The 21,764-nt window shown below is 38.4% G+C and carries 14 protein-coding genes; 7 read left to right on the forward strand and 7 right to left on the reverse strand.

The features are described 5' to 3' along the window. Positions 1-63: 63 nt before the first annotated feature. From ACI6PS_RS15245 to ACI6PS_RS15270, 6 genes are all read right to left on the reverse strand, one after another. On the reverse strand, positions 64-1,275 hold the full coding sequence (locus ACI6PS_RS15245) for a glycoside hydrolase 5 family protein (protein WP_421013436.1): 1,212 nt from the start codon (positions 1,273-1,275) through the stop codon (positions 64-66). A gap of 79 nt (positions 1,276-1,354) precedes the next feature. Continuing rightward, a complete protein-coding gene (locus ACI6PS_RS15250; protein WP_421013437.1) occupies positions 1,355-2,584 on the reverse strand; it encodes a glycoside hydrolase family 26 protein in 1,230 nt (409 codons plus the stop codon). A gap of 43 nt (positions 2,585-2,627) precedes the next feature. After that, positions 2,628-3,821, reverse strand: a complete 1,194-nt coding sequence (locus ACI6PS_RS15255) for an AGE family epimerase/isomerase (RefSeq protein ID WP_421013438.1) — start codon at positions 3,819-3,821, stop codon at positions 2,628-2,630. Between the two features lie 10 nt (positions 3,822-3,831). Beyond that, on the reverse strand, positions 3,832-5,022 hold the full coding sequence (locus tag ACI6PS_RS15260; RefSeq protein WP_421013439.1) for a glycosidase: 1,191 nt from the start codon (positions 5,020-5,022) through the stop codon (positions 3,832-3,834). A gap of 23 nt (positions 5,023-5,045) precedes the next feature. Further along, positions 5,046-6,437, reverse strand: a complete 1,392-nt coding sequence (locus ACI6PS_RS15265; protein ID WP_421013440.1) for an MFS transporter — start codon at positions 6,435-6,437, stop codon at positions 5,046-5,048. A 30-nt stretch (positions 6,438-6,467) separates the two neighbouring features. Next, complete coding sequence (locus tag ACI6PS_RS15270) at positions 6,468-7,610, reverse strand: glycoside hydrolase family 26 protein (protein WP_421013441.1); 1,143 nt, start codon at positions 7,608-7,610, stop codon at positions 6,468-6,470. A 261-nt stretch (positions 7,611-7,871) separates the two neighbouring features. Here ACI6PS_RS15270 and ACI6PS_RS15275 point away from each other — a divergent pair, with 261 nt between their 5' ends. From ACI6PS_RS15275 to ACI6PS_RS15300, 6 genes are all read left to right on the forward strand, one after another. Beyond that, positions 7,872-8,750: a helix-turn-helix domain-containing protein gene (locus ACI6PS_RS15275; protein WP_421013442.1), complete on the forward strand. Its 879-nt coding sequence runs from the start codon at positions 7,872-7,874 to the stop codon at positions 8,748-8,750. Between the two features lie 326 nt (positions 8,751-9,076). Further along, positions 9,077-12,265, forward strand: coding sequence for a SusC/RagA family TonB-linked outer membrane protein (locus ACI6PS_RS15280; protein ID WP_421013443.1), 3,189 nt, complete (start codon positions 9,077-9,079; stop codon positions 12,263-12,265). A 13-nt stretch (positions 12,266-12,278) separates the two neighbouring features. Beyond that, positions 12,279-13,856: a RagB/SusD family nutrient uptake outer membrane protein gene (locus ACI6PS_RS15285; RefSeq protein WP_421013444.1), complete on the forward strand. Its 1,578-nt coding sequence runs from the start codon at positions 12,279-12,281 to the stop codon at positions 13,854-13,856. A 16-nt stretch (positions 13,857-13,872) separates the two neighbouring features. Further along, entirely contained in the window at positions 13,873-14,919 is a 1,047-nt protein-coding gene (locus ACI6PS_RS15290) for an IPT/TIG domain-containing protein (RefSeq protein WP_421013445.1), read from the forward strand. A 69-nt stretch (positions 14,920-14,988) separates the two neighbouring features. After that, a complete protein-coding gene (locus ACI6PS_RS15295) occupies positions 14,989-16,224 on the forward strand; it encodes a glycoside hydrolase family 27 protein (RefSeq protein ID WP_421013446.1) in 1,236 nt (411 codons plus the stop codon). A 180-nt stretch (positions 16,225-16,404) separates the two neighbouring features. Beyond that, positions 16,405-17,358 carry a glycoside hydrolase family 5 protein gene (locus ACI6PS_RS15300; RefSeq protein ID WP_421013447.1) on the forward strand — a complete coding sequence of 318 codons (954 nt, stop codon included), beginning with the start codon at positions 16,405-16,407 and terminating at the stop codon, positions 17,356-17,358. A gap of 65 nt (positions 17,359-17,423) precedes the next feature. Here ACI6PS_RS15300 and ACI6PS_RS15305 read toward each other — a convergent pair whose 3' ends face one another. Beyond that, positions 17,424-18,917 carry a hypothetical protein gene (locus tag ACI6PS_RS15305; RefSeq protein WP_421013448.1) on the reverse strand — a complete coding sequence of 498 codons (1,494 nt, stop codon included), beginning with the start codon at positions 18,915-18,917 and terminating at the stop codon, positions 17,424-17,426. Positions 18,918-19,557: 640 nt separating this feature from the next. Between ACI6PS_RS15305 and ACI6PS_RS15310 the strand changes: the two genes are divergently transcribed. Further along, the coding region (locus ACI6PS_RS15310) for a beta strand repeat-containing protein (protein ID WP_421013449.1) at positions 19,558-21,764 on the forward strand (2,207 nt) is incomplete at its 3' end.

Genomic DNA, 21,764 nt, shown 5'->3' on the forward strand with positions numbered 1-21,764 from the left:
GAAGTTTAAGAAATAGAAAACATTAAAAAACCCTCCGATTGGAGGGTTTCATTTTTGATTAATTTATTTAAACTGACGGTTGAAGTTTTTTATCAGCTGTAAAGTGCTCTTATCCTCTGAGAAAACGGTATTCAGACCTTGAGGTTCCTGAGGAGGATCGGCTGTAAAGGCATCTCCTGCATTCCATTTCCCGGTTTTGTTAACGGCTTTTCCTTCGCCCCCGAATCCCCAGAAATTTACGCCCGCTAGGGCTTCTTTCTTTCTATGACTTTCTGCCAAGCGTTTGAAAAAGGATTCGTAAAAAATATTTCGGCTCTCTACAGAAGCATCCGGGAAAAGTCCTTCGTGTGTTCTTGGCAATCCAAATTCTTCGATTACGATTGGCCTTTTCATTTTTTCGGCTATGGCAATATGCTCATCAATATATTTTCCGGCATTTTTCAAGGCTGTCTGCAAAGTTTCTTTTTCTTCTTCGGCTTTGAACCATCCCCAGTTTTTAGGCCAGATGTGCATCGTTAAGTAATCGATGTTTTTGTTTTGATGAGTTCTTTCAAAAGTTGCCAAGTCGTCATTTGATCCTGCTTTTCCTTCTGAACCTGTAGAAATCAGATGGTTTTTATCCAATGAATCAATCAGGTTTACAACATTGTTGAGCCAATTGGTAAATGCCTTTTCGTTTTCCTTTGTAAAAACCCTTGGCTCATTGGCTACCTGCCAAGACATGATGGCTGGATCTTCGGTATATTTTTTCTTGTTATAGTTATTGGTTCTGCCTAGTATGAATTTGATGTGCTTTTCAAAACCAGCCATACAGGGTTCGCATTCGTGGAATTTACTTGTGTATTCCATAAACTGTGGCCAAGTGTTACCTTTCAAATTCGGATTCGGAATTACTCCTTTACCGTTCCATTCCAGATATTGCGACATACCGCCCGACCATTCCCAGTTGTTGTTGAGGTACAGGACAGCATACATGCCTCTTTTTCCTAATTCAGACATAAAGAAGTCAAGTCCGTCCAAAAGCGCTTCGTCGTATTTTCCTTGGGCCGTCTGCAGGGCTGGGGTAACCGTGTAATCATACGTTCCTCCTTCGGCTCCTACCAAAACTCTTAGGTTGTCGATTCCATTGGCTTTCATCAAATCCAATTCTCGGGCAAGTCTTTCCCTGTCGCCGTATTTTTTAGAACCCAGCAAGGCTCCGTACCAATAGTTGGCGCCAACGTAGGAATATGGTTTTCCGTCTTTGATGAATTGTGTTCCTTTTACAGTAACCATTGATTGTTTTTGTGCGCTACAGGAAATGGGTGCAGAGCAAGCCAGCACTAATAATAAAGTTGATATTGTGTGTTTCATATTATTGAGGTAATTGGTACATGTTTGGCAACGTATTGATGAGCGTCGCTTTAGGTTTGGTTACAAAGCTATTAAAATCCGAGACATTTGAAGCAGATGGTGTGGGTACATAATAACCGTCGATGTTATTGTTCCAGAACATTACAAAGGCTACCTCTACATCGTTTGCCGTAAGGGCATTGTATAAATAATTTGAAAACCATCCTGGAACAGCCGGTTTTGATGATGTAACGCGGTATCCGGTTTCGGTCAGCGCTGCAATTTTTATTTTTGTCTTGGCCAAATAAGAAACGATCTTGAGTTTTGCATTGGCCCTGTCTGAACCTGCCTGTCCTTGATTGTCTAAATCACCATAATTATCCATTCCAATTACATCTACATAATCATCGCCGGGGTAACGGCTTAGGAAATTTGCCGATGTCGTATAGGAATTGTCGGGAGCAAAAGAATACAATATGTTGTGGATTCCTTTGGTGTTTTTTAGATAATCAACCGTAAACCTAAAGACGGTCTTGTATTCGTCTGGCGAACAGTAATTGGCTCCCCACCAAAACCAGTTGCCGTCAAATTCATGAAAGGGGCGGAAGATGACCGGAATCAGTTTACCGTTGTTGTCTTTTAAATTTCCGATTACTTCGGCAACCTTGTCCAGTTTTGATTGGTACCATTGATGGTTTTCGCCACCAGGCAGGATGCTTTTGAAGGCATTTGCTTTCTGTTCGGCAGTCATATCGGCTGTGTAGAAAACGTCCTCGTTATAAGGTTCTCTCAAATGCCAGGAGAATATATTGATCATTCCCTTGCCGTAGGCTTGTTTTACGTCATTGGTAATGATGATTTCCTGTTGGTGGAACCAATTGCTGGTTTCTCCATTATTGTTTTTGTCGGTAATAAACATAAAGTCCGATCCCAAAAGTGCAGGATCATGGCCGGTTGTTTTTTTGATATCTGAATCTCCAAATACGTCGTTGTAAAAGCTATTGAAGGCATCCTGTTGTCCAATGGCAAACTTGGTCTTGGACATTTTTTTTAGGTTGTAGAACAAGGCAACGGTTTCTGGAGTTGCATTTTCATCCACCATAAAATCAGTTACATTCTCTTTTGTGAGAACATCTTCCTCAACAGGAGTTACAGGAAGGACAGGTTCGGATTTCGAATCACTATCACCCGAACAGCTTGCCAGGATAAGAGCAAAGCAAGCCATGGCTATATTCAAATAGTTTTTTTTCATAGTATTTTGATTTAGCTGTATCCGGATAGGAATACAAAATAGGTTAATCGATTCTCTTCATCACTTCCATGCAGGCTCTTCCGTTGTGGTAGGGACATTTCCAGAAGCCGGCAAAGTCTTTCTCAATCTTGGAATAGTCGGCATTGATACCCCAAAACCATTCACCATTTTCGTGGTCAATAAGGTATTTCTTGGTGAATTCCCAGTTTTGAATTGCAGTGTCGAGATAGGCTTCATCGCCCGTAATCTGCCATGCGTTTACAAAACCAATCAACAATTCGGCTTGAGGCCACCAGTGTTTTTCGGCTATCATTTCGTTTGTATGCGGATCAAATTCATACCACAAACCGCCATCCTTGTCAAGACCTTCCCTTGTAACATCGGTCATCTGGATGGCATGCTTTTTAAATATTTCAATTAGATGTTCGTCACCTGTAATTTCAGCACATTGCAACAGCAGCCATGCCGCTTCAATATCATGGCCATACGAAATGACATCAGGTTTTTCAACCCAATTTTCATCAAAGAAAAGTCTTAAATGTCCTGTCTCGGTATTGATGAAATGGCTGTCGATGGTTTCTAACAATTCAATAATAGTCTTGCGTAAGGCTTCATCCTTCCAAACCTTGTAAAGATTGGCGTAGGCTTCCACAATATGCAAATGCGTATTCATTGTCTTCTTTTCGTTAGCATCCTTTTCGCTGAGGCGTAAATCTTCAATAGGTTGCCAATCTCTGGTGAAGGCCTCAAAATAGCCTTTGTTTATTGGGTCATAACTGTACTGCTCAATTTTTTTATACAAATTGATGGCAATTTCTAATGCTTTTTCATCTTTGGAAATGGCATAATATTCCGTCATCCCGTAGATTACGAATGCGATGGCGTAAATCTGATTTTTAGTTTCCTTTGGAGAGCCGTCGGCATTCAAACTCCAAAAGATGCCTCCATATTCCGGATCGTAAAAATGTGCTGCCAGATAATCAAAAGCTCTTTTTGCAGTATCAAAAAAACCTTCATAATCTTCTACCTGATAAGCGGCAGAGAAGGTCCAAAGAATACGTGCATTCAATACTGAACCCTTTTCGGATTCGTAATTCTTTTGATTGTTGAAATCAATCTGGCCTACAAATCCGCCTTGTTTTAAATCATACGAAGAATTAAGCCAATAGGATAAAATGTTGTGAAAGCCGATAGTGACTTCTTTCTTGAATAGTAAAGCTTTGGCTGGCGTTGACATATTTTTGATATTAAAGTTGCTTGTTTTTTTCAACTTGATTGATAATTGTTTGAACAGAACCAGCAGAAGTAAAGGTATCCTGAGGAGCATTCATCACATAATCGACCAATTTTTCTACTGAAGAAACAGCCACGTGCATTCTGGTATCTGAAGAGGCATAATAGATGAAAACTTTTCCATCCTCGTCTTCGATCCATCCGTTTGTGAACAAGACATTTGAAACGTCTCCGACTCTTTCCTCGTTTTCAGGAGCCAAGAAATGTCCGGCAGGAACGTGTGTTACTTTTGCAATATCATTTAAATCGGTCATGAACATATAGCAGGTATAACGCAGTCCGGCAGCAGTGTTTCGAACACCGTGTGCCAAATGAAGCCAGCCTTTTGCTGTCTTGATTGGAGCCGGACCAAGTCCGTTTTTCAATTCATAAATGGTATGGTATACTTTTCCGAAGATGATTTTTTCTTCGTTTACCACAGGATTGTTCATGTCGTCAATATAACCAAGGCCAATTCCGCCTCCATTTCCTACATCAATAAATCCATCCTGAGGACGCGTGTAAAGTGCATATTTCCCGTTTACAAATTCAGGATGCAGCACTACATTTCGTTGCTGTCCCGTATTCGAAATCAAATCAGGCAATCTTTCCCAATTGATCAAATCTTTTGTTCTCACGATTCCAGCATTGGCTATAGCCGAACTTGTATCGCCTTTTGGAGCATTAGGATCTTTTCTTTCCGTACAGAAAATACCGTAAATCCAGCCGTCTGCGTGTTGCACCAAGCGCATATCATAAACGTTGGTATCAGGTTCTGATGTTTGAGGAATTACGCATGGTTTTTCCCAGAATTTAAAATTGTCAACACCATTTGGACTTTCTGCAATGGCAAAGAATGATTTTCGATCTACACCCTCTACACGAACAGCAAGAATGTATTTTCCATTCCATTTCATTGCGCCTGCATTAAAAGCTGCATTGATGCCAATACGCTCTTGGAGGAATGGATTTGTCTCTTCATTAAAATCAAAACGCCATTCCAGTGGAGCATGGGCTGCTGTCACTACCGGATTAATGTAACGCTCGTAAATTCCGTTTCCTGCCACAGGTTTTGGTCTATTGGTTTGTTCGATCAAAAGTTGGTGCTCTTTCTCGAGTGCATTTTTTCTCTCTTGAAATACTGATGTCGTTTGCATTGTCGTCATAAGGCGTAAGTTCTTATCGGGTATTAATTCGTTAAATTTCTTTTATTTTCGAGGTCTTGTTCAATGGTTTGTAGTTTTTCTTCGGTCAACGGATAGAAAAGTATAAATACTACTGAAACTACAGCCGCTATTGCTGGAAGTAGGCTCAGCATCATGGTGATTCCGTTTTGGGTAACAGCGCTCTGTTCTACATTGGCTTGAAAGCCATAATACCCCAAAAGCCATCCAGTTCCAGCACCACCAATTGTCCATCCTAGTTTCTGTGACATGGAGGATGCAGAGAATACCAATCCGGTTGCTCTTCGGCCTTGTTTCCATTCAGAATAATCGGCACTATCGGCATACATTGACCAAATGAGGGGGAAGATACATCCAGCGCAGATGCTGATCAATACTTGGAAAAGCATTATCAAAAGCACGTCTTCTTTTCCGAAGAAATAGAAAATAACGCTCAATATGGCAGCCATTGCCATCGCTCCAAAAAAGGTTTTCTTTTTTCCAATCCTGTTGGCAATTGGAGTGGCGATGATTACTCCGATGATATTGGCGGCCTGTCCTAAAACCAAATAGATGGAGGTTGGCGTCATGGCAAAATTTTCTCCGAAAAGGTTGAAACTGTAGTTTGCGGCACTGCTCACGTAGTATTTAAAATAATAAACGGCAGCTCCATCACGAATCGAATTGAAGATTAAAGCACCAACTCCGGCACCTAATAAAATCCACCAAGGCTTATTTTTCCAAAGATCTTTAAGATCTTCCTTCAGGTTAGATTCTTCATCTACAATTGGTTTTACTCTTTCATTTGTAAGCCAGAAGCATGCCCAGAAAAAAGCTGTTGTAATGATTCCGAATACAACAATTGTGTAGAACCATCCTTCTTTTGAGTTCAGATTCCCTCCAAAATATAGGACCAAAGGTTCAATTAGCCAAAGCGCCAGTAAGCTTCCGCCAAAGGCAAAAACCATACGGTAGGAAGAAAGTGTGGTTCTTTCTTTTCTATCGGATGACATCACGCCAAGCAAAGAAGCGTAAGGAACGTTGATCAATGAATAAACCATCATCATCAATGAATACGTGATATAGGCATAGATGATTTTTCCTTTTTCGTCAAAATCAGGTGTGTAGAAAGTCAATACGCCAATAACCGCAAAAGGAATGGCAACCCAGAACAGGTAAGGCCTGAATTTTCCCCATTTTGTACGGGTCCTGTCGGCGATGATTCCAACAATCGGATCAAAGCATGAATCCCAAATACGGGTAATTAAGAACATTGTCCCTACAACGGCTGGTGCCAATCCGAATACATCGGTATAGAAAAACATCAGGTACATGCTGAATATTTTCCAGAACATTGAGGAGGCGGCATCTCCCAGTCCGTAGCCTGCTTTTTCTTTCCAGCTGATTTTGTCTTGCATGCGTAAAATTGGTTTTAGGTTTGTTTTGGTTTATTTTTTATACGGTTTCTCTGCTATATCCTTCTCGAAAAGAATCCTATCAAGATTGTAGAAATCTACAAAATCCTTCGAAGTTGCATGACCTTGATAAGGAGCATAATAGTGCATTTTCTGTTCTTTTTCCTGCCAGCCATGGTTTCTCCACAATAGGACATACGAAATCTTGTAATCGCCCATTGCTTTAATCAAAGTATCGGTCCACCATTTTGAGTAGGGAATTTGCTCATAACCTGTTTCGGCGAAAGCCATAATCTTGTTTTGCTCTTTTGCAACCTGATCCATGATACTGAATTGTCTCAGGCAATTTTCAACAAAGGAATTGTTGGTTTGAGGATCATCGTACTGGTATTTATCGAAACTTAAAATATCTGCATAATCACTTCCGGGATAATATTCTAAAAATTCTTCCTTCGATTTGAAATCGGCAGTATTGTATACATAAATTAAATTGTGAACTCCTTTTTCTTGAAAATAATTTAAAGTGAATTTCCAAAGCGTCTTGAATTCTTCAGGTGATGCGTTATTCTTGCACCACCAGAACCAGTTTCCTGTAAGTTCATGATAAGGACGGTAAAGGATTGGAATGGCTTTTCCTTTTTCATCTTTTAAAGTAAGTAAAAAAGTAACTGCTTCGTCCAGCCAAAGTTTGTATTTTTCATGACTCACACCTCCAGGCAGGGCCGAAGCAAGAGACTTTGGAGTTGTATCCCAAGAATTCTTGTCGTTCAGCGGGTTGTCGATGTGCCAGCTGATGGTGTTTATACCGCCTCGCTTGTGGGTTTCCTTTATATATTGGCGCATCTTATCAAAAGGAACACCGTCGATATTTTTAGGCGATTTTTTTTCCAATCCGCCAATATCCCAACCGTAAACTGCAGGATAATCTCCGGCAACATCTTTAACATCGCTTCTGCCGTCCTCGTATTTCCAGTTTACACCATAGGCCAAATCGTCCTGATGCCCGAACATGATTCCCTTGTCGGCTAATTTTATCAAATTCTTGTACAGGACAACAGTTTCGGGAGTAGCTTTCTGATCAGATAATGCCGCGTTGTTTTTAGAAACCTGAGATTTTGAAGAGCAAGAAACACCCATGACGGCATATATACAAAGGAGAAGAATATTTTTTTGCATGTAATTATATTGTTTTTGTAAAGCTAATGTAAAAAATAAATAAAGCTTTTTTGATTGCGATTCTGATAATTGAACAATTAATTTCAATTAAATTTTATCAAAATTTAAATATTTGATGGTTTAAAAAGAATTAATGTTTATTCTCAATATTATTTCTGAGAATTCGATAATTCTACTTTTCAAAGATAATTCGATGCCTTCCGTTGAATTAATATTATTTTATCAATTATATATCATATTATTGCAAACAAAAATACAAGAATGAGCAATCTTAAAAATTTTTACAGAGAAATAGCACCTCTATCTTCTGGAGACAGTTTTTTGGTTTTTGATAGGGTCAAAGATAATTTTGATTTTCCGGTTCATTATCATCCTGAATTTGAAATCAATTTTATTTTGAATGGAAAAGGGGTAAAAAGGGTAGTGGGTGATAATATTGAAGAGATTGATGACATAGAATTAGTTCTTGTTGGGCCAAATTTGTATCATGGTTGGGAACTGAACAAGTGCACCAGCAAACAGATTCACGAGATTACAATCCAATTTCATAACGATCTTTTTCATGAGTCTTTATTGTCGAGAAGAATTATGACTCCAATAAAAGACATGTTCAATCGATCTATACACGGTATACTATTTTCTAAAAAAATTGCACAAGAATTGACCCCGAGGCTTGTGAAGATTTCCAAATTGGATGGTATGGATTATTTTCTGGAAATTATTTCCATACTTTATGATTTAGCCAACTCCAGAAATCAGCGATTGCTCTCTACTTTTACTGTAGATTATGACACATTTGACGATTATGACAAGATGAAACTGGTTTATGAGTATGTCCAGAAGAACTTTTCTGAAAAAATAACATTAGAGGATGTGTCAAATATTGCCAGTATGAGCATCATATCTTTCAATAGATTTATAAAAAAGCGAACAGGTAAAACTTTTGTAAATTATCTAAATGATATCAGGATAGGGTATGCGGCTCGATGGCTGGTGGAGAAAGATTTGAGTATTTCTGAAATTGCTTTTAAGTCTGGATTCAACAATATAGCCAATTTCAATCGCAATTTCAAGACAATAAAAAAATGTACCCCAAGCGAATACAGGGAAGATTTTTCTGGTTTGAAAAGAATCCTATAGATGTAATCCTTTGTTTTGATTTTTAGCAAAAGAACCTCCGAAAACGTTTTAATTACTCAGTATTTTGAATTATATAATTTATATTATCGTAATTTTTATCTATATATTTTAAAGATAACTTAATTATGGTGAGGTTTAATTATGTAATTCAGATACGCAAACGTTATAAAGTAAAAATATTATCATTAAATGATATAATACTATTAATTTGATGTTAAGCAGTGTTATAGATTTGTTAAATATAAATCGGAGCAAACTCAAACTTCAAAAAAACTACTGATTTATATTTAAAAGAATTAACTAACTTTTATTTAACTAACCTTATTATGAAAAAATTATTGTTTCATGTACTTCATTGGAAAGTCGGGCAATCGGCTGTTCCTTTGATGTTTTTTTTATTACTGTGTAGTAATACTATTTTTGCTCAAACAAGGGTAGAGGGTGTTGTTTCGGATCAAAATGGTCTGACACTTCCCGGTGTTACCATTTCGGTTGTTGGGGGGCAAAATGTTGTAACTACTGATCTTGATGGGCAGTACAGCATCGATGCTCCATCTAACGGTACACTTTCGTTTACTTTTATTGGTTTTGCTTCGCAAAATTTGGCTATTAATGGAAAGACTAAGCTAAATGTGGTGATGAAGGAAAATGTTGAAGATTTGAATGAAGTAGTCGTTATTGGATATGGAACTCAAAAGAAAGGTGATATTAACGGTGCTGTTTCTTCGGTTAAAGCCAAAGATATTGAGAATTTAAAGCAGGTTAATATCGACCAAATGCTGCAAGGAAAGGCCGCAGGGGTTTCTGTAACCAATAATTCTGGGCAACCAGGTGGTGCCGCTTCTATCAGAGTTCGAGGAACCACTTCTATTTCAGGGACTAATGAACCGTTATATATTATTGATGGACTGCCAATTTCTGGTGATGCTACGAGTATTGCTACCAGCGGAAGACCAATTTCAGGGAATGACTTTTCAACAAGCGGTGGTGCTGGTAACAATGCGGTAAACCCATTATCAATGATCAATCCAAATGATGTTGAATCGATTGATATTTTGAAAGATGCCTCGGCAACAGCAATTTATGGTTCTCGAGGAGCGAATGGAGTAATTATTATTACTACAAAATCGGGGAAAAAAGGAACTGGAAAAATTAGTTATGAAGGATTTACTTCTGTGCAATCTATTGCAAATAAGTTAGAAGTAATGAATTTGCAACAATATGCTCAATCTAAAAATGAGCTTGCGGCACTTTATGGAGCAGAACCACGCCCGGAGTTTGCACATCCAGAACTATTGGGTAATGGTACTAATTGGCAAGACGAAGTGTATAGAACAGCTATTGCAAAAAGCCACCAAATCTCTTTTTCAGGAGGTAAAGATGCGACTAGCTATTATGTTTCTGGAGGATTTTTAGATCAGGAAGGAACATTGTTAGGATCTGGTTATAAGAGGTATACAATGAGAGTAAATCTTGATACAAAAGTTAAAGATTGGTTGAAAGTTGGTACCAATATGGGTACTGGTATAACAAATGAAACACTTACTATCAATCAAAGTTATACGGGTTTAATTAGCAATACTTTATTGCAATCTCCAGATATTCCTGTAAGAAACGTTGATGGGTCATTTGCAGGACCTAATGATACTTCTCAAAATGTTACCTACTTTAATCCTGTAGCAGAAGCATTATCAAAGGATAACAAATTAGTACGCAAAAACTTTTACGGGAATGTTTTTGCAGAAGCTTCGCTATTTGAAGGATTAAAATATAGAATGGAACTTGGAGCTAATACAGAGTTTTCAGAGCATACACAATTTACTCCAACTTATAAATGGGGTGTTCAAGAAAATATCATTTCTCTTTTGAACGAAAGAAGACAAAATTGGTATTCTACAAACATAAAAAACTTGCTTACTTATGATAAAACTATCGGTAAACATCATTTTACCGTATTAGCTGGACAAGAAGCAAATGATAGTCATTGGGAAGGTGTTATTGCAACAGGTAGTAATTTCCAAACCAATACCATTTATGGTTTGAATTTAGCAGATCCAGATAAGTATGTTGTGGATAGTTACAAGGGAAGTCAAGCACTTTTCTCCGTTTTTGGTCGTTTGATTTATGATTTTGATAATAGATATAGTTTTACAGCTTCATATCGTGGAGATCAATCGTCTAAGTTTGATCAAGTTTCTGATAAACAATGGGGTTACTTCCCATCTGTAGCCGTTTCTTGGAAATTGTCTAGCGAGAAATTTATGGAAAATACGCGCAAATATATTGACAATATTAAATTTAGAGTAGGGTATGGAGAAACAGGAAATCAACAAATTCCTAACAATAAATATACAGCAATGCTGAACCAACAAAATTCAGGATTGGGTACAGGATTCTTAGTTTCCAATATTCCAAATCCAAATCTTACTTGGGAATCAATGCAACAAACCAATTTAGGGTTAGATTTTACATTACTTGATTCAAGACTAAGTGCAAGCTTTGACTTTTACAACAAAACATCAAAAGATTTCTTATTCCTAGTGCCATTGCCTCTTTATTTAACAGGAGGAGGATATCAATATGGAGGTATAGATGCACCATGGTCCAACTTAGGGGAAATGGAAAACAAAGGGGTTGATGTTACCTTAACTTACAATACAAAAGGAAGCAAAGATTTTTCTTGGAGCTCTACCTTAGTTGTTTCGCATTATAAAAATAAATTATTATCCATTCAAGACGGACTTCCATTGGTACAGTCTGTAAATGCAAACGGATATCAATCTGTTGACGTAACAAATACCTTAGTTGGAAGCCCAATAGGAATGTTTTACGGATACATAACAGAAGGTATTTTTAATGATTTGGAAACATTAAATGCAGCTCCATTACAATTTGAACAAACAGTGGGAACTGCTCCAGGTCAAACTTACTTAGGAGATTATAAATACAAAGATGTTAATGGTGATGGTGTAGTGAATCAAGATGATAAAACATTTATTGGTAATCCTCACCCAGATTTCACTTTTGGTTTTACAAATAATTTTAGATACAAAAACTTCGACTTATCCGTATTCCTTCAAGGTTCGTATGGTAATGATGTAATGAACTTAACAAGAAGAAGTGGTACATCTAATGCTTCATTATTTCAAAATCAATTAGTTGAAGCAATGAATTATTGGACTCCAGATAACACAAACACTGATATACCAAGACCAATAGGTGCCGATAATAATACCAATTTAGTTATTTCTGACCGATATGTAGAGGACGGTTCTTATTTGAGAATTCAAAACTTGACATTAGGATACAATCTTCCAGCAGATTTGATTTCTAAAATTAAAATGTCAAGAGTTAGGGTTTATGGAAGTGTACAAAACTTATATACATTCACAAACTATTCTGGATATGATCCTGAAATTGGTTCTTTCAATCAAAGTCCGCTTTTATCAGGTATTGACAATGGAAGGTATCCTTCGCCAAGAACATTTGCTTTTGGAGTTAACTTAGAATTTTAAAAAAAAAAATACAATGAAAAGATTTTCAAGCTTATATAAATTTTTGAGTATAGCAACATTAGTTTTTGCTTTTAGCTCATGCGATGATGATTTTACAAATCGTCCACCAGAAGATGGAGTTAGTTTAGATGCCTATTATTCAACAACAGCTCAGGTAGAATCTGCAACAAACGGATTATACAGTAGAACTTGGTTTCAATTCGGAAATAAATTTTTCTGGGCAGTATCAGAAGTAGGTTCCGGAAACATGTACACTGGGTCTTCAGATGTTAGCGCAATGCGAAATTTTTCATTAAACGGAAGCGATAATGAATTAATCAGCGGTTGGAGCTCGCTTTGGGCCAATGTCGCACAGGCCAATGCAATCATTAACTTTCTTGAAGCAAGAGTTGATCCTTCTGTTGATCGAGCAGTATTAAATAATGTAATCGGGGAAGCTTATTTTATGAGAGCAACTGCCTATTTCTATTTAGTTAGGCTTTGGGGGCCAGTTCCGATCATCGAAAATAATTTGGACCATGTAGGAAAGCCAGCCATCAATACCAATAATATTGAAGACATCTATACCTTAATTGAAATGGACTATAAAGAAGCAATCGATAGATTGAATTCTAAAACAAGAACATCAAACTACATGTTAAATGGTAGGGTTTCCAAAGGTTCAGCCATGTCAATGTTAGCAAAAGTATATTTGTATAAAAAGGATTATGTAAACGCACGACTAATGGCCGAAGAAGTAATCAATAGCGGTGAATTCAAATTATTAGGTGGTGCTGAATTACCGAGTAAATCTTTCGGAGATTTATTCACCTATGCGCATAATAATAACGAAGAATCAATTTTTGCAATTCAATGGAAAGGTGATGGGAATTATGGTTCTGCTAACAATTCAAATACACAATTTGGTATCAGTACAGCCGATGTTTCTACTTCAAATGTTACTTATGGAGGAGTTTTTGCTCCAGCACAGGAAATTAAAACACTATACAGTGCAAGCGATAAAAGAAGAAAAGAAACCATTATGCTTCCAGGGGATGAATATCCAAATGTGAAAATAAAATCGGGAGCAACATTAGTAGTTCCATCCGAAGATCAAATTGGCGGACAAGGCGCAGGAGCAGCTATAAAAAAATATTGTATAGGCGTTGTTAATGGTAGCACTACAGGACCAGCAGACGAATGGGGCATGATGGATAACAATACCTATATAATGAGATATGCAGAGTTGCTTTTAATTCATGCAGAGGCAGTTTTAGCAGGTGGTTCTAGCACATCAGACGCTGGCGCTTTATCTTCAATAAACGCAGTAAGAAATAGAGCTGGTTTAGAAAATTTAACAGCCATAACCTTTGATGATATTTTCTTAGAAAGAAGAAAAGAATTATGTTTTGAAGGTGACTTTTGGTTTGAACTTGGAAGAATGCCAAGAGCTCAAGCAATCGCTATAATGGCAGCACAAAATAGAGGTAATAAAGATTTTGCAGAATATTATACACCAGAAGAAAAAGACTTCTTCTTGCCTTATCCAGATATAGATGTAGCTAGAAATCCGCTTCTATTGCAACCACCGGTTCCTTATATATTTAATTAATTTTAAAAAATAAAGTATGAAAAATTTAAAAAAAATTAGCATCGGTAGCTTACTGATAATAGTGCTATCTTTTTTCTCACTCTCATCATGCAGTGAAGACGACAGTAGTACATCAGGAGTACCAGTTATTACAAGCGTTACAGCTACAGTAGATGAAGATGGAAATCCATCTGATTTAGAACCTATAACAATGGGGTATGCAGATAACATGTATATCATTAGAGGTTCGGGACTAGCAACTGTACAGAAGATTTATTTCAATGAAAAAGACACTTATTTCAATCCAACACTTGTTACGGATACTGAAATATTCGTAGTAATCGATAGAGATACTCCGTATGCGGATGCTACAGACCAATTGAAAGTAGTAACACAAAAAGGAACCGCTGTTTTCGATTTCATCGTTGCACCCCCTGCACCAGGTTTCCATAGTTTTAATCCAATAAATGCTACTGATGGGCAAGAGATTACAATTTATGGTTCATTTTTCTTGGATCCGATTGTAAAAGTAGGCGATGTAGAAGCGGTAGTTGTTTCCAGTACTTTAACACAAATTAAAGCAATTCTACCAGCAGGTTCTCAATTGAAAAAAGTTTCTGTAACCACAATTTCTGGAACGGCAATCTATAATACAGCAGTAGGAACAGCCATTTTTGATGATGCCTTCTATGCTCCTTGGGGGATACCAGCTTGGAATAATCATGAATTTATTACTGACGGAACTAAATCCAACCAAGGATTAGTTTTCATCAAGAAAGCAATGGATGGATGGGGTAATATTCAAGGAGATTGGGCTTGGAACGACCAGCTTTCAAGCTACACAGGAATTAAATTTGCAATTAAATCTGATGCGCCTGGCAAATTGAAACTTGTATTCAATGGAGCGTGGGACGGAGAAGGAGTTGCTGAAAGAATTTTCGAAACCACAACAGGATGGAAAGAGTTTACATTCACATGGGCTCAGTTGGGTAATCCAGCCGCATTGCAAAATATTTCATTCCAAGAATTTTCAGGAAATGCCAATGTTTATTACATAGACAATATTACCTATACAGTAGATTAATTTGAGTTAGTAGTTAGAAGAGGCTGTATCTTTTTAGAGCAGCCTCTTTTTTATTTAAATTTTTAAAGTATGAAAAAAATTATTTGCACCTTTTTTGCCCTTGCACTATCAAGTGCAGCAATTGCCCAAGGAAACACACATCAATTAGAAACAGGAAAATTCAAAGGTTTGGCCAATACTCCTCCTATGGGATGGAACAGCTGGAACACCTTCGAAACCCATATCGATGAGAAATTAGTGAAAGAAACTGCCGATATCATGGTCACTTCAGGAATGGCAGCCGCAGGATACAACTACATTGTTTTGGACGATGGCTGGATGACCCGCGAACGCGACAAGGACGGAAACCTGGTTCCAGATCCTCAAAAATTCCCGAGCGGAATGAAAGCCCTTGTTGAGTATGTACATTCAAAAGGATTGAAATTCGGATTATACAATTGTGCAGGAACCAAAACCTGTGCAGGATATCCAGGAACCCGAGGCTATGAATATCAGGACGCACGTTTCTATGCAAGCTTGAACATCGATTTCCTTAAATACGATTGGTGCAACACAGCCGGTATAACGGCCAAGGAAGCCTATGCTACCATGAGCAATGCCTTGAAAACGGCTGGAAAGCCAATTGTTTTCAGCCTTTGCGAATGGGGCGATAACCAGCCGTGGGAGTGGGGAGAGCCAATTGGAAATCTTTGGAGGGTTTCGGGTGACATCTATCCTTGCTTTGATTGCGAGCACAAGCATCCAGAAAATTGGTCTTCCTGGGGCGTGATGAAAATAGTAGAAATGCGCAAGGATATTCGCAAATATTCCGGACCCGACCATTGGAATGATTTCGATATGCTCGAAGTAGGAAACGGAATGACCTTTGCCGAAGACAAATCGCATTTTACAATGTGGTCCATGCTTGCCTCGCCGCTTATCGCCGGAAACGATTTCCGTAAAATGTCAAAAGAAACGCTAAGCATCCTAACAAATAAGGAACTAATTGCCGTTAATCAAGACAAATTAGGAATCCAAGCATTCAGATATGCTGCCGAAGACGGAATCGAAGTTTGGGTAAAACCCTTATCTGATGGAAATTGGGCAATCACTTTCTTAAACAGAAACGACACTACCAAAAAAATCAATTTCGACTGGAGCAAACACATCATCAAGGACATCGATTTCAATTTCGAAGCCAATTTCAAACAGCAAACCTTCAAGCTTAAAGATCTGTGGAAAAATAAAGAAGCAGGTAATACAAAAAAGGCTTTTGCATCAGAAATAGGTCCGCACGACGTAGTAGTACTAAAGCTTTCCAAATAGTAGGAGCGAACTCGTTTGGGCTTTTTTCAATCCCTATTCCCGCTGGTGCAACTCGCTTTGTCTCGTTTTGAGAACGAGACAAGAGCTCAGACAATTGCACCATCGGGGCTAGAAGGAAACTTTTCGAATTTTGGAAACTTTTATCATTTACACTAGAAATAATCAACAAAGCAATACCCAATGCAAATTAGAATCACCTTAATAGCCTTCTTCTTTACAATAACATCAAGTGCACAATTCGTAAAAAAACACGGACAGTTAAAAGTACAGGGAACACAATTGGTCAATCAAAATGGCGAAACAATCTCCCTGCGCGGAGTAAGCTTAGGATGGCACAATTGGTGGCCGCAATTCTACAACAAGCAAACGGTGAAATGGCTTCACAACGATTGGAATGTCAATGTTCTCCGAGCGGCAATGGGAGTTGATGCCGACGATAATTGTTATTTGAAAAGCCCTAAAGCTTCACAGGCAAAGCTGGAAGCAGTTGTAAATGCGGCCATCAAGGAAGATATTTATGTTATCATCGATTGGCACAGCCACAACATTCATCTGGAGGAGGCAAAGCTTTTTTTCGATGAGATGTCAAAGAAGTACGGAAAATACCCAAACGTTATTTATGAAATTTTCAACGAGCCAGAAAGGCAATCCTGGGAAGAAGTAAAAGCCTATTCCGAACAAGTAATTGCAGTAATCAGAAAAAATGACCCGGATAATATTATATTAGTTGGTTCTCCAAGTTGGGATCAGGATGTCCATTTGCCGGCTAAAGATCCAATAAAGGGGTATGAAAACCTTATGTACACCATGCATTTTTATGCCGCAACACACGAAAAATGGCTACGCGACAGGGTAGATCAAGCAATGGCAGATGGTCTTCCCATCTTCATCTCAGAATCAGCAGGAACAGAAGCTACCGGCGATGGAAAGTTAGATTTCAATGCATGGCAGGAATATATCGATTGGATGGAATCTAAAAAATTAAGTTGGATAACATGGTCGGTTTCCAGCAAGGATGAAAGCTGTTCGTTTCTACTGCCATCGGCTTCTTCTAAAGGTAATTGGAAGGAAAAAGATTTAAGGGCATCTGGAAAAAAAACAAGGGAATATTTGAGGAAGCTCAATAAGAAGTAGAGCTACTGAATGTATTTCATAATTAAAGGAAAAAGGTTTTTTTATATTTTAAATCCTATATAATCCTAGTTTTGCTTTTCAAAACTGTCGGAATCAATTACTAGATTTTTAATCCAAATATTTAGGTTTTCTGAAGATTCAAGTTTTAATTTTTTACGCAACCTGTTTTTTCTATTCTGAATTGTCCTGAACGATTTGAAGGTGCAATCGGCAATTTCTTTGGCTTGAAATCCCAAGTAGATATAAGCGGAAAGTGTCAATTCGGCTAATTGTAAATCAGGACTAATTGAAAGCAATTTTTTTTGAAACTCAGGGTAAACCTCTTGAAAGCGCGTATAAAAACTTGGGTGATTCAGTTTTGCCAATGTGATTAATTCTTCAAAAGAGTCATTAATCTTTGTTTTTAGATAGTTTGCTTCATGCTCTTTTTCAACTATTATTTTTGCACTTAATAGGGTCTTTCTTTGAGCTATTCGGTATTTTTTGTAAAAGATGTAGATAATCAATATTGTGAATGAGATTATTATAATTGCAACCCAATTTAGCTTGGTGTTATTAGAATTATGTTTCTGCTCATTCTCTTTTAGCAGTACATTCATAACATAATCAACATTCTTATCTTTCTTGCTGTTTACGCTATCAGTAATATGTGTGTATTTTTTTAAATAAGATGTTTCCTTATCATATTGTTTTAATTCTCCATACAGCTCCGAAATACTTTTATAAACAATTAAATAGTTAGGATGAACAACATTATGTTCCTTCATATTTTTAATGGTTTTTAGATAGTACTCTAAGGCTTTATGTTTTTCCCCTTTTGCCAAGTAAAAATCTGCAAATGCACAATATTGGATGTATAACAGCGGATCCTTGTATTTTTTTTTCAAAGCAAATCCTTTGTTGAAATAATAAAGTGCGGAGTCCAACTTCTTTATTTCCATAAAGGTATAGCCCCTAGCGTCAAGGAGTTCGGACAATTTAAAGACAGCTAATTCCTCGGGAATCTTCTCAAGTATTTTTTTTTCTTTTTCTTGATATCGAAAACAGGAATCAATTTTTCCAATATCAAAATAATATGCCCCAATATTAGTGTAAGCTCTTGCTTGGATCATAAGGCCGTTTGTTGTAGAAACATTTTTCAGCAATTCAATTATACTGTTATTTTCTATAAGGGCTTGAGAATCCAATCCTAATGCACGGTAATTAAAAGCTTTGATTTCCTTTAGCTCCGCTAAAAGTATTTTATCTTTTTTGGCATATCCTAGCGCTTCCATTTTTTTTACATACAGTGTGCTTTCTTTCTGCATGTGAAGGGTGGAAAGGACACGCGCCATGAGGAAAAAGCTTTTGTACTGTCTTTTAGAATCAGATGTTTTGAGAGCCAAATTACTTGCATCTTTAGCATACTGCAAACATTTAGCATCATCAAAATTTTTATACGCGAGTTCAGATTTATTAAGTAGAATATCAATATCGCTCCCCTTAGGATTTTCATCTTGTGTAAAAGAATAAAGGGATAATAGCAAAATTGCTATAATGTAATTATTTAAAAACATCATAATTATCTATTTAATATCTTGTTTGTTGAAAGATTTACTGAGTATAATTCTTTCAAAATACTAATTAAAAATCAATTTGTCAGATTTAAAGTTCATGTTTTTTAATGAAAAGAGACACAGTGATAAAAATCTAACGGAATCATAAATCAATGTTTTTTTTATCAAAAGTACTCAATTTAATGTAAAAAAATGCACTCTTAAAAATGTTTTGCTAATCTTTTATGTTCCAATATGTAAGTTTTACCTACTCAATTGCTACTCATTTGTTAAAATTTTAAGCTCGATATTCGTATTTAATGTCTTGATAATTAGTGTTTTGTATTTTTTTTAAATGTGAGTATCTGTTAAGTAGGTGTTTTTTTTTGTAAAAACACTTCTTGCCATTTATTTGTAGAACAATTTCTAATCAAAATATGTGGATAATTTTAATCCAACATATATTGCCTGAAATGTTAAAACAAATGCTTGAAATAATACCCCTATCTCAAACATAACTTAATATAATTTTTTGGAGGTTTAAAAAATTATTTGAATTGATCTGAATCAAAATGTATTGTATTGTTTTGATTATGATTGGTTTTTTATGATGGAATTAAATCGAATAAAGCTGTTTAAAAAGAATATTAAATCAAGATTGAATATGAAAAATAAATTCCTTCCGCTATTGTTTGTTTTAGGAGCTTATGGAGCTTATGGGCAAGTTGGTATTGGAACCACTATGCCAAATCCTTCTTCACAGTTGGAAGTTGTTGCTTCTGATAGAGGGGTCCTTATTCCAAGACTCCCACTAACGAGTACAACAGATGCTACCACAATAACTAACGGGAATGTAAATAGCCTGTTAGTGTTTAATACCGCTACTGTAGCAGATATACGACCTGGTTATTACTATTGGCTTGACAATAGATGGAATAGGATTGTTGTTTCTTCTGATTTAGCGCCTTCTCAGGCAAACGTTGTCTATAATCCTGTAACAAATCAGTTTACCTATATTGACAACTCAGGAAATATTCAGAACATAAATTTTGAACAAATAGTTCAAGCGAATGAAACTATTACTACATTGACTGACAATGGTAATGGAACATTCACATATACTAATGAAGCTGGAGTTCCTGTAACCATTAATTTAGCGCAAGGAGCACAAGGGCCAGCGGGACCACAAGGGCCTTCTGGTGCAAATGGTACATCACTTACAAGCAGTACAGGTGCTCCAACAGGAGGAAGTAATGGAGATACTCATGTTAACACTCTTACTGGAGATGTATATACAAATATCAATGGAGTTTGGACAGTAACTGGAAACATTAAGGGTGCCGATGGAGCACAAGGTGCACCTGGTGTCAATGGAACTAACGGTACGTCCCTTACCAGTGGTGGAACCAATCCGGTTGACGGAACGGGAACCAACGGCGATACCTATATCAATACGCTTACAGGTGAGACGTTCATCTACAATGGCACCACCTGGGTTTCCACAGGGAATATCAAGGGGGCGGACGGAACCAATGGAACAAATGGTACTTCCCTTACCAGTGGTGGAACCAATCCGGTTGACGGAACGGGAACCAATGGGGATACCTATATAAATACACTTACGGGTGATACGTTTATCTACAATGGTACAACGTGGGTTGTCACAGGAAACATAAAGGGTGCCGATGGAGCGCAAGGTGTGCCTGGTACCAATGGAGCCAACGGTACTTCAGTGACCAGCGGTGGCACCGATCCTGTTGACGGCACGGGCAACAATGGAGACACCTACATCAATACGGTTACGGGCGAGACGTTTGTCTACAACGGCACCACCTGGGTTTCCACAGGAAACATCAAGGGTGCTGACGGAGTTGCAGGTCCGGCAGGAGCGCCTGGAGCGGCCGGGGCGGACGGAAGATCGCTGGTAAGCGGTGGCACCGATCCTGTCGATGGCACGGGAACCAATGGGGACACCTATATCAATACGGTTACGGGCGAGACGTTCGTATACAACGGCACCACGTGGGTTTCCACAGGAAACATCAAGGGTGCTGACGGAGTTGCAGGTCCGGCGGGAGCGCCTGGCGCGGCCGGGGCGGACGGAAGATCGCTGGTAAGCGGTGGCACCGATCCTGTAGACGGGACTGGCAACAATGGGGACACCTATATCAATACGGTTACGGGCGAGACGTTTGTCTACAACGGCACCACGTGGGTTTCCACAGGAAACATCAAGGGTGCTGACGGGGTTGCAGGACCGGCGGGAGCGCCTGGCGCGGCAGGGGCGGACGGAAGATCGCTGGTAAGCGGTGGCACCGATCCTGTCGATGGCACGGGAACCAATGGGGACACCTATATCAATACGGTTACGGGCGAGACGTTCGTATACAACGGCACCACGTGGGTTTCCACAGGAAACATCAAGGGTGCTGACGGAGTTGCAGGTCCGGCGGGAGCGCCTGGAACGGCCGGGGCGGACGGAAGATCGCTGGTAAGCGGTGGCACCGATCCTGTAGACGGGACTGGCAACAATGGGGACACCTATATCAATACGGTTACGGGCGAGACGTTTGTCTACAACGGCACCACGTGGGTTTCCACAGGAAACATCAAGGGTGCTGACGGAGTTGCAGGTCCGGCGGGAGCAGCAGGAAACGGTATTGCGACTACTGTTGACAACGGTGACGGTACCTTTACGATCACTTATACGGACGGCAGTACCTTCACGACCTCGGACCTTACTGGTCCGGCAGGTGTGGCAGGAGCAGCAGGTCCGGCGGGAGCAGCAGGAAACGGTATTGCGACTACTGTTGACAACGGTGACGGTACCTTTACGATCACTTATACGGACGGCAGTACCTTCACGACCTC

It is taken from the genome of Flavobacterium sp. PLA-1-15 (assembly GCF_049060005.1).
GTDB lineage: Bacteria > Bacteroidota > Bacteroidia > Flavobacteriales > Flavobacteriaceae > Flavobacterium.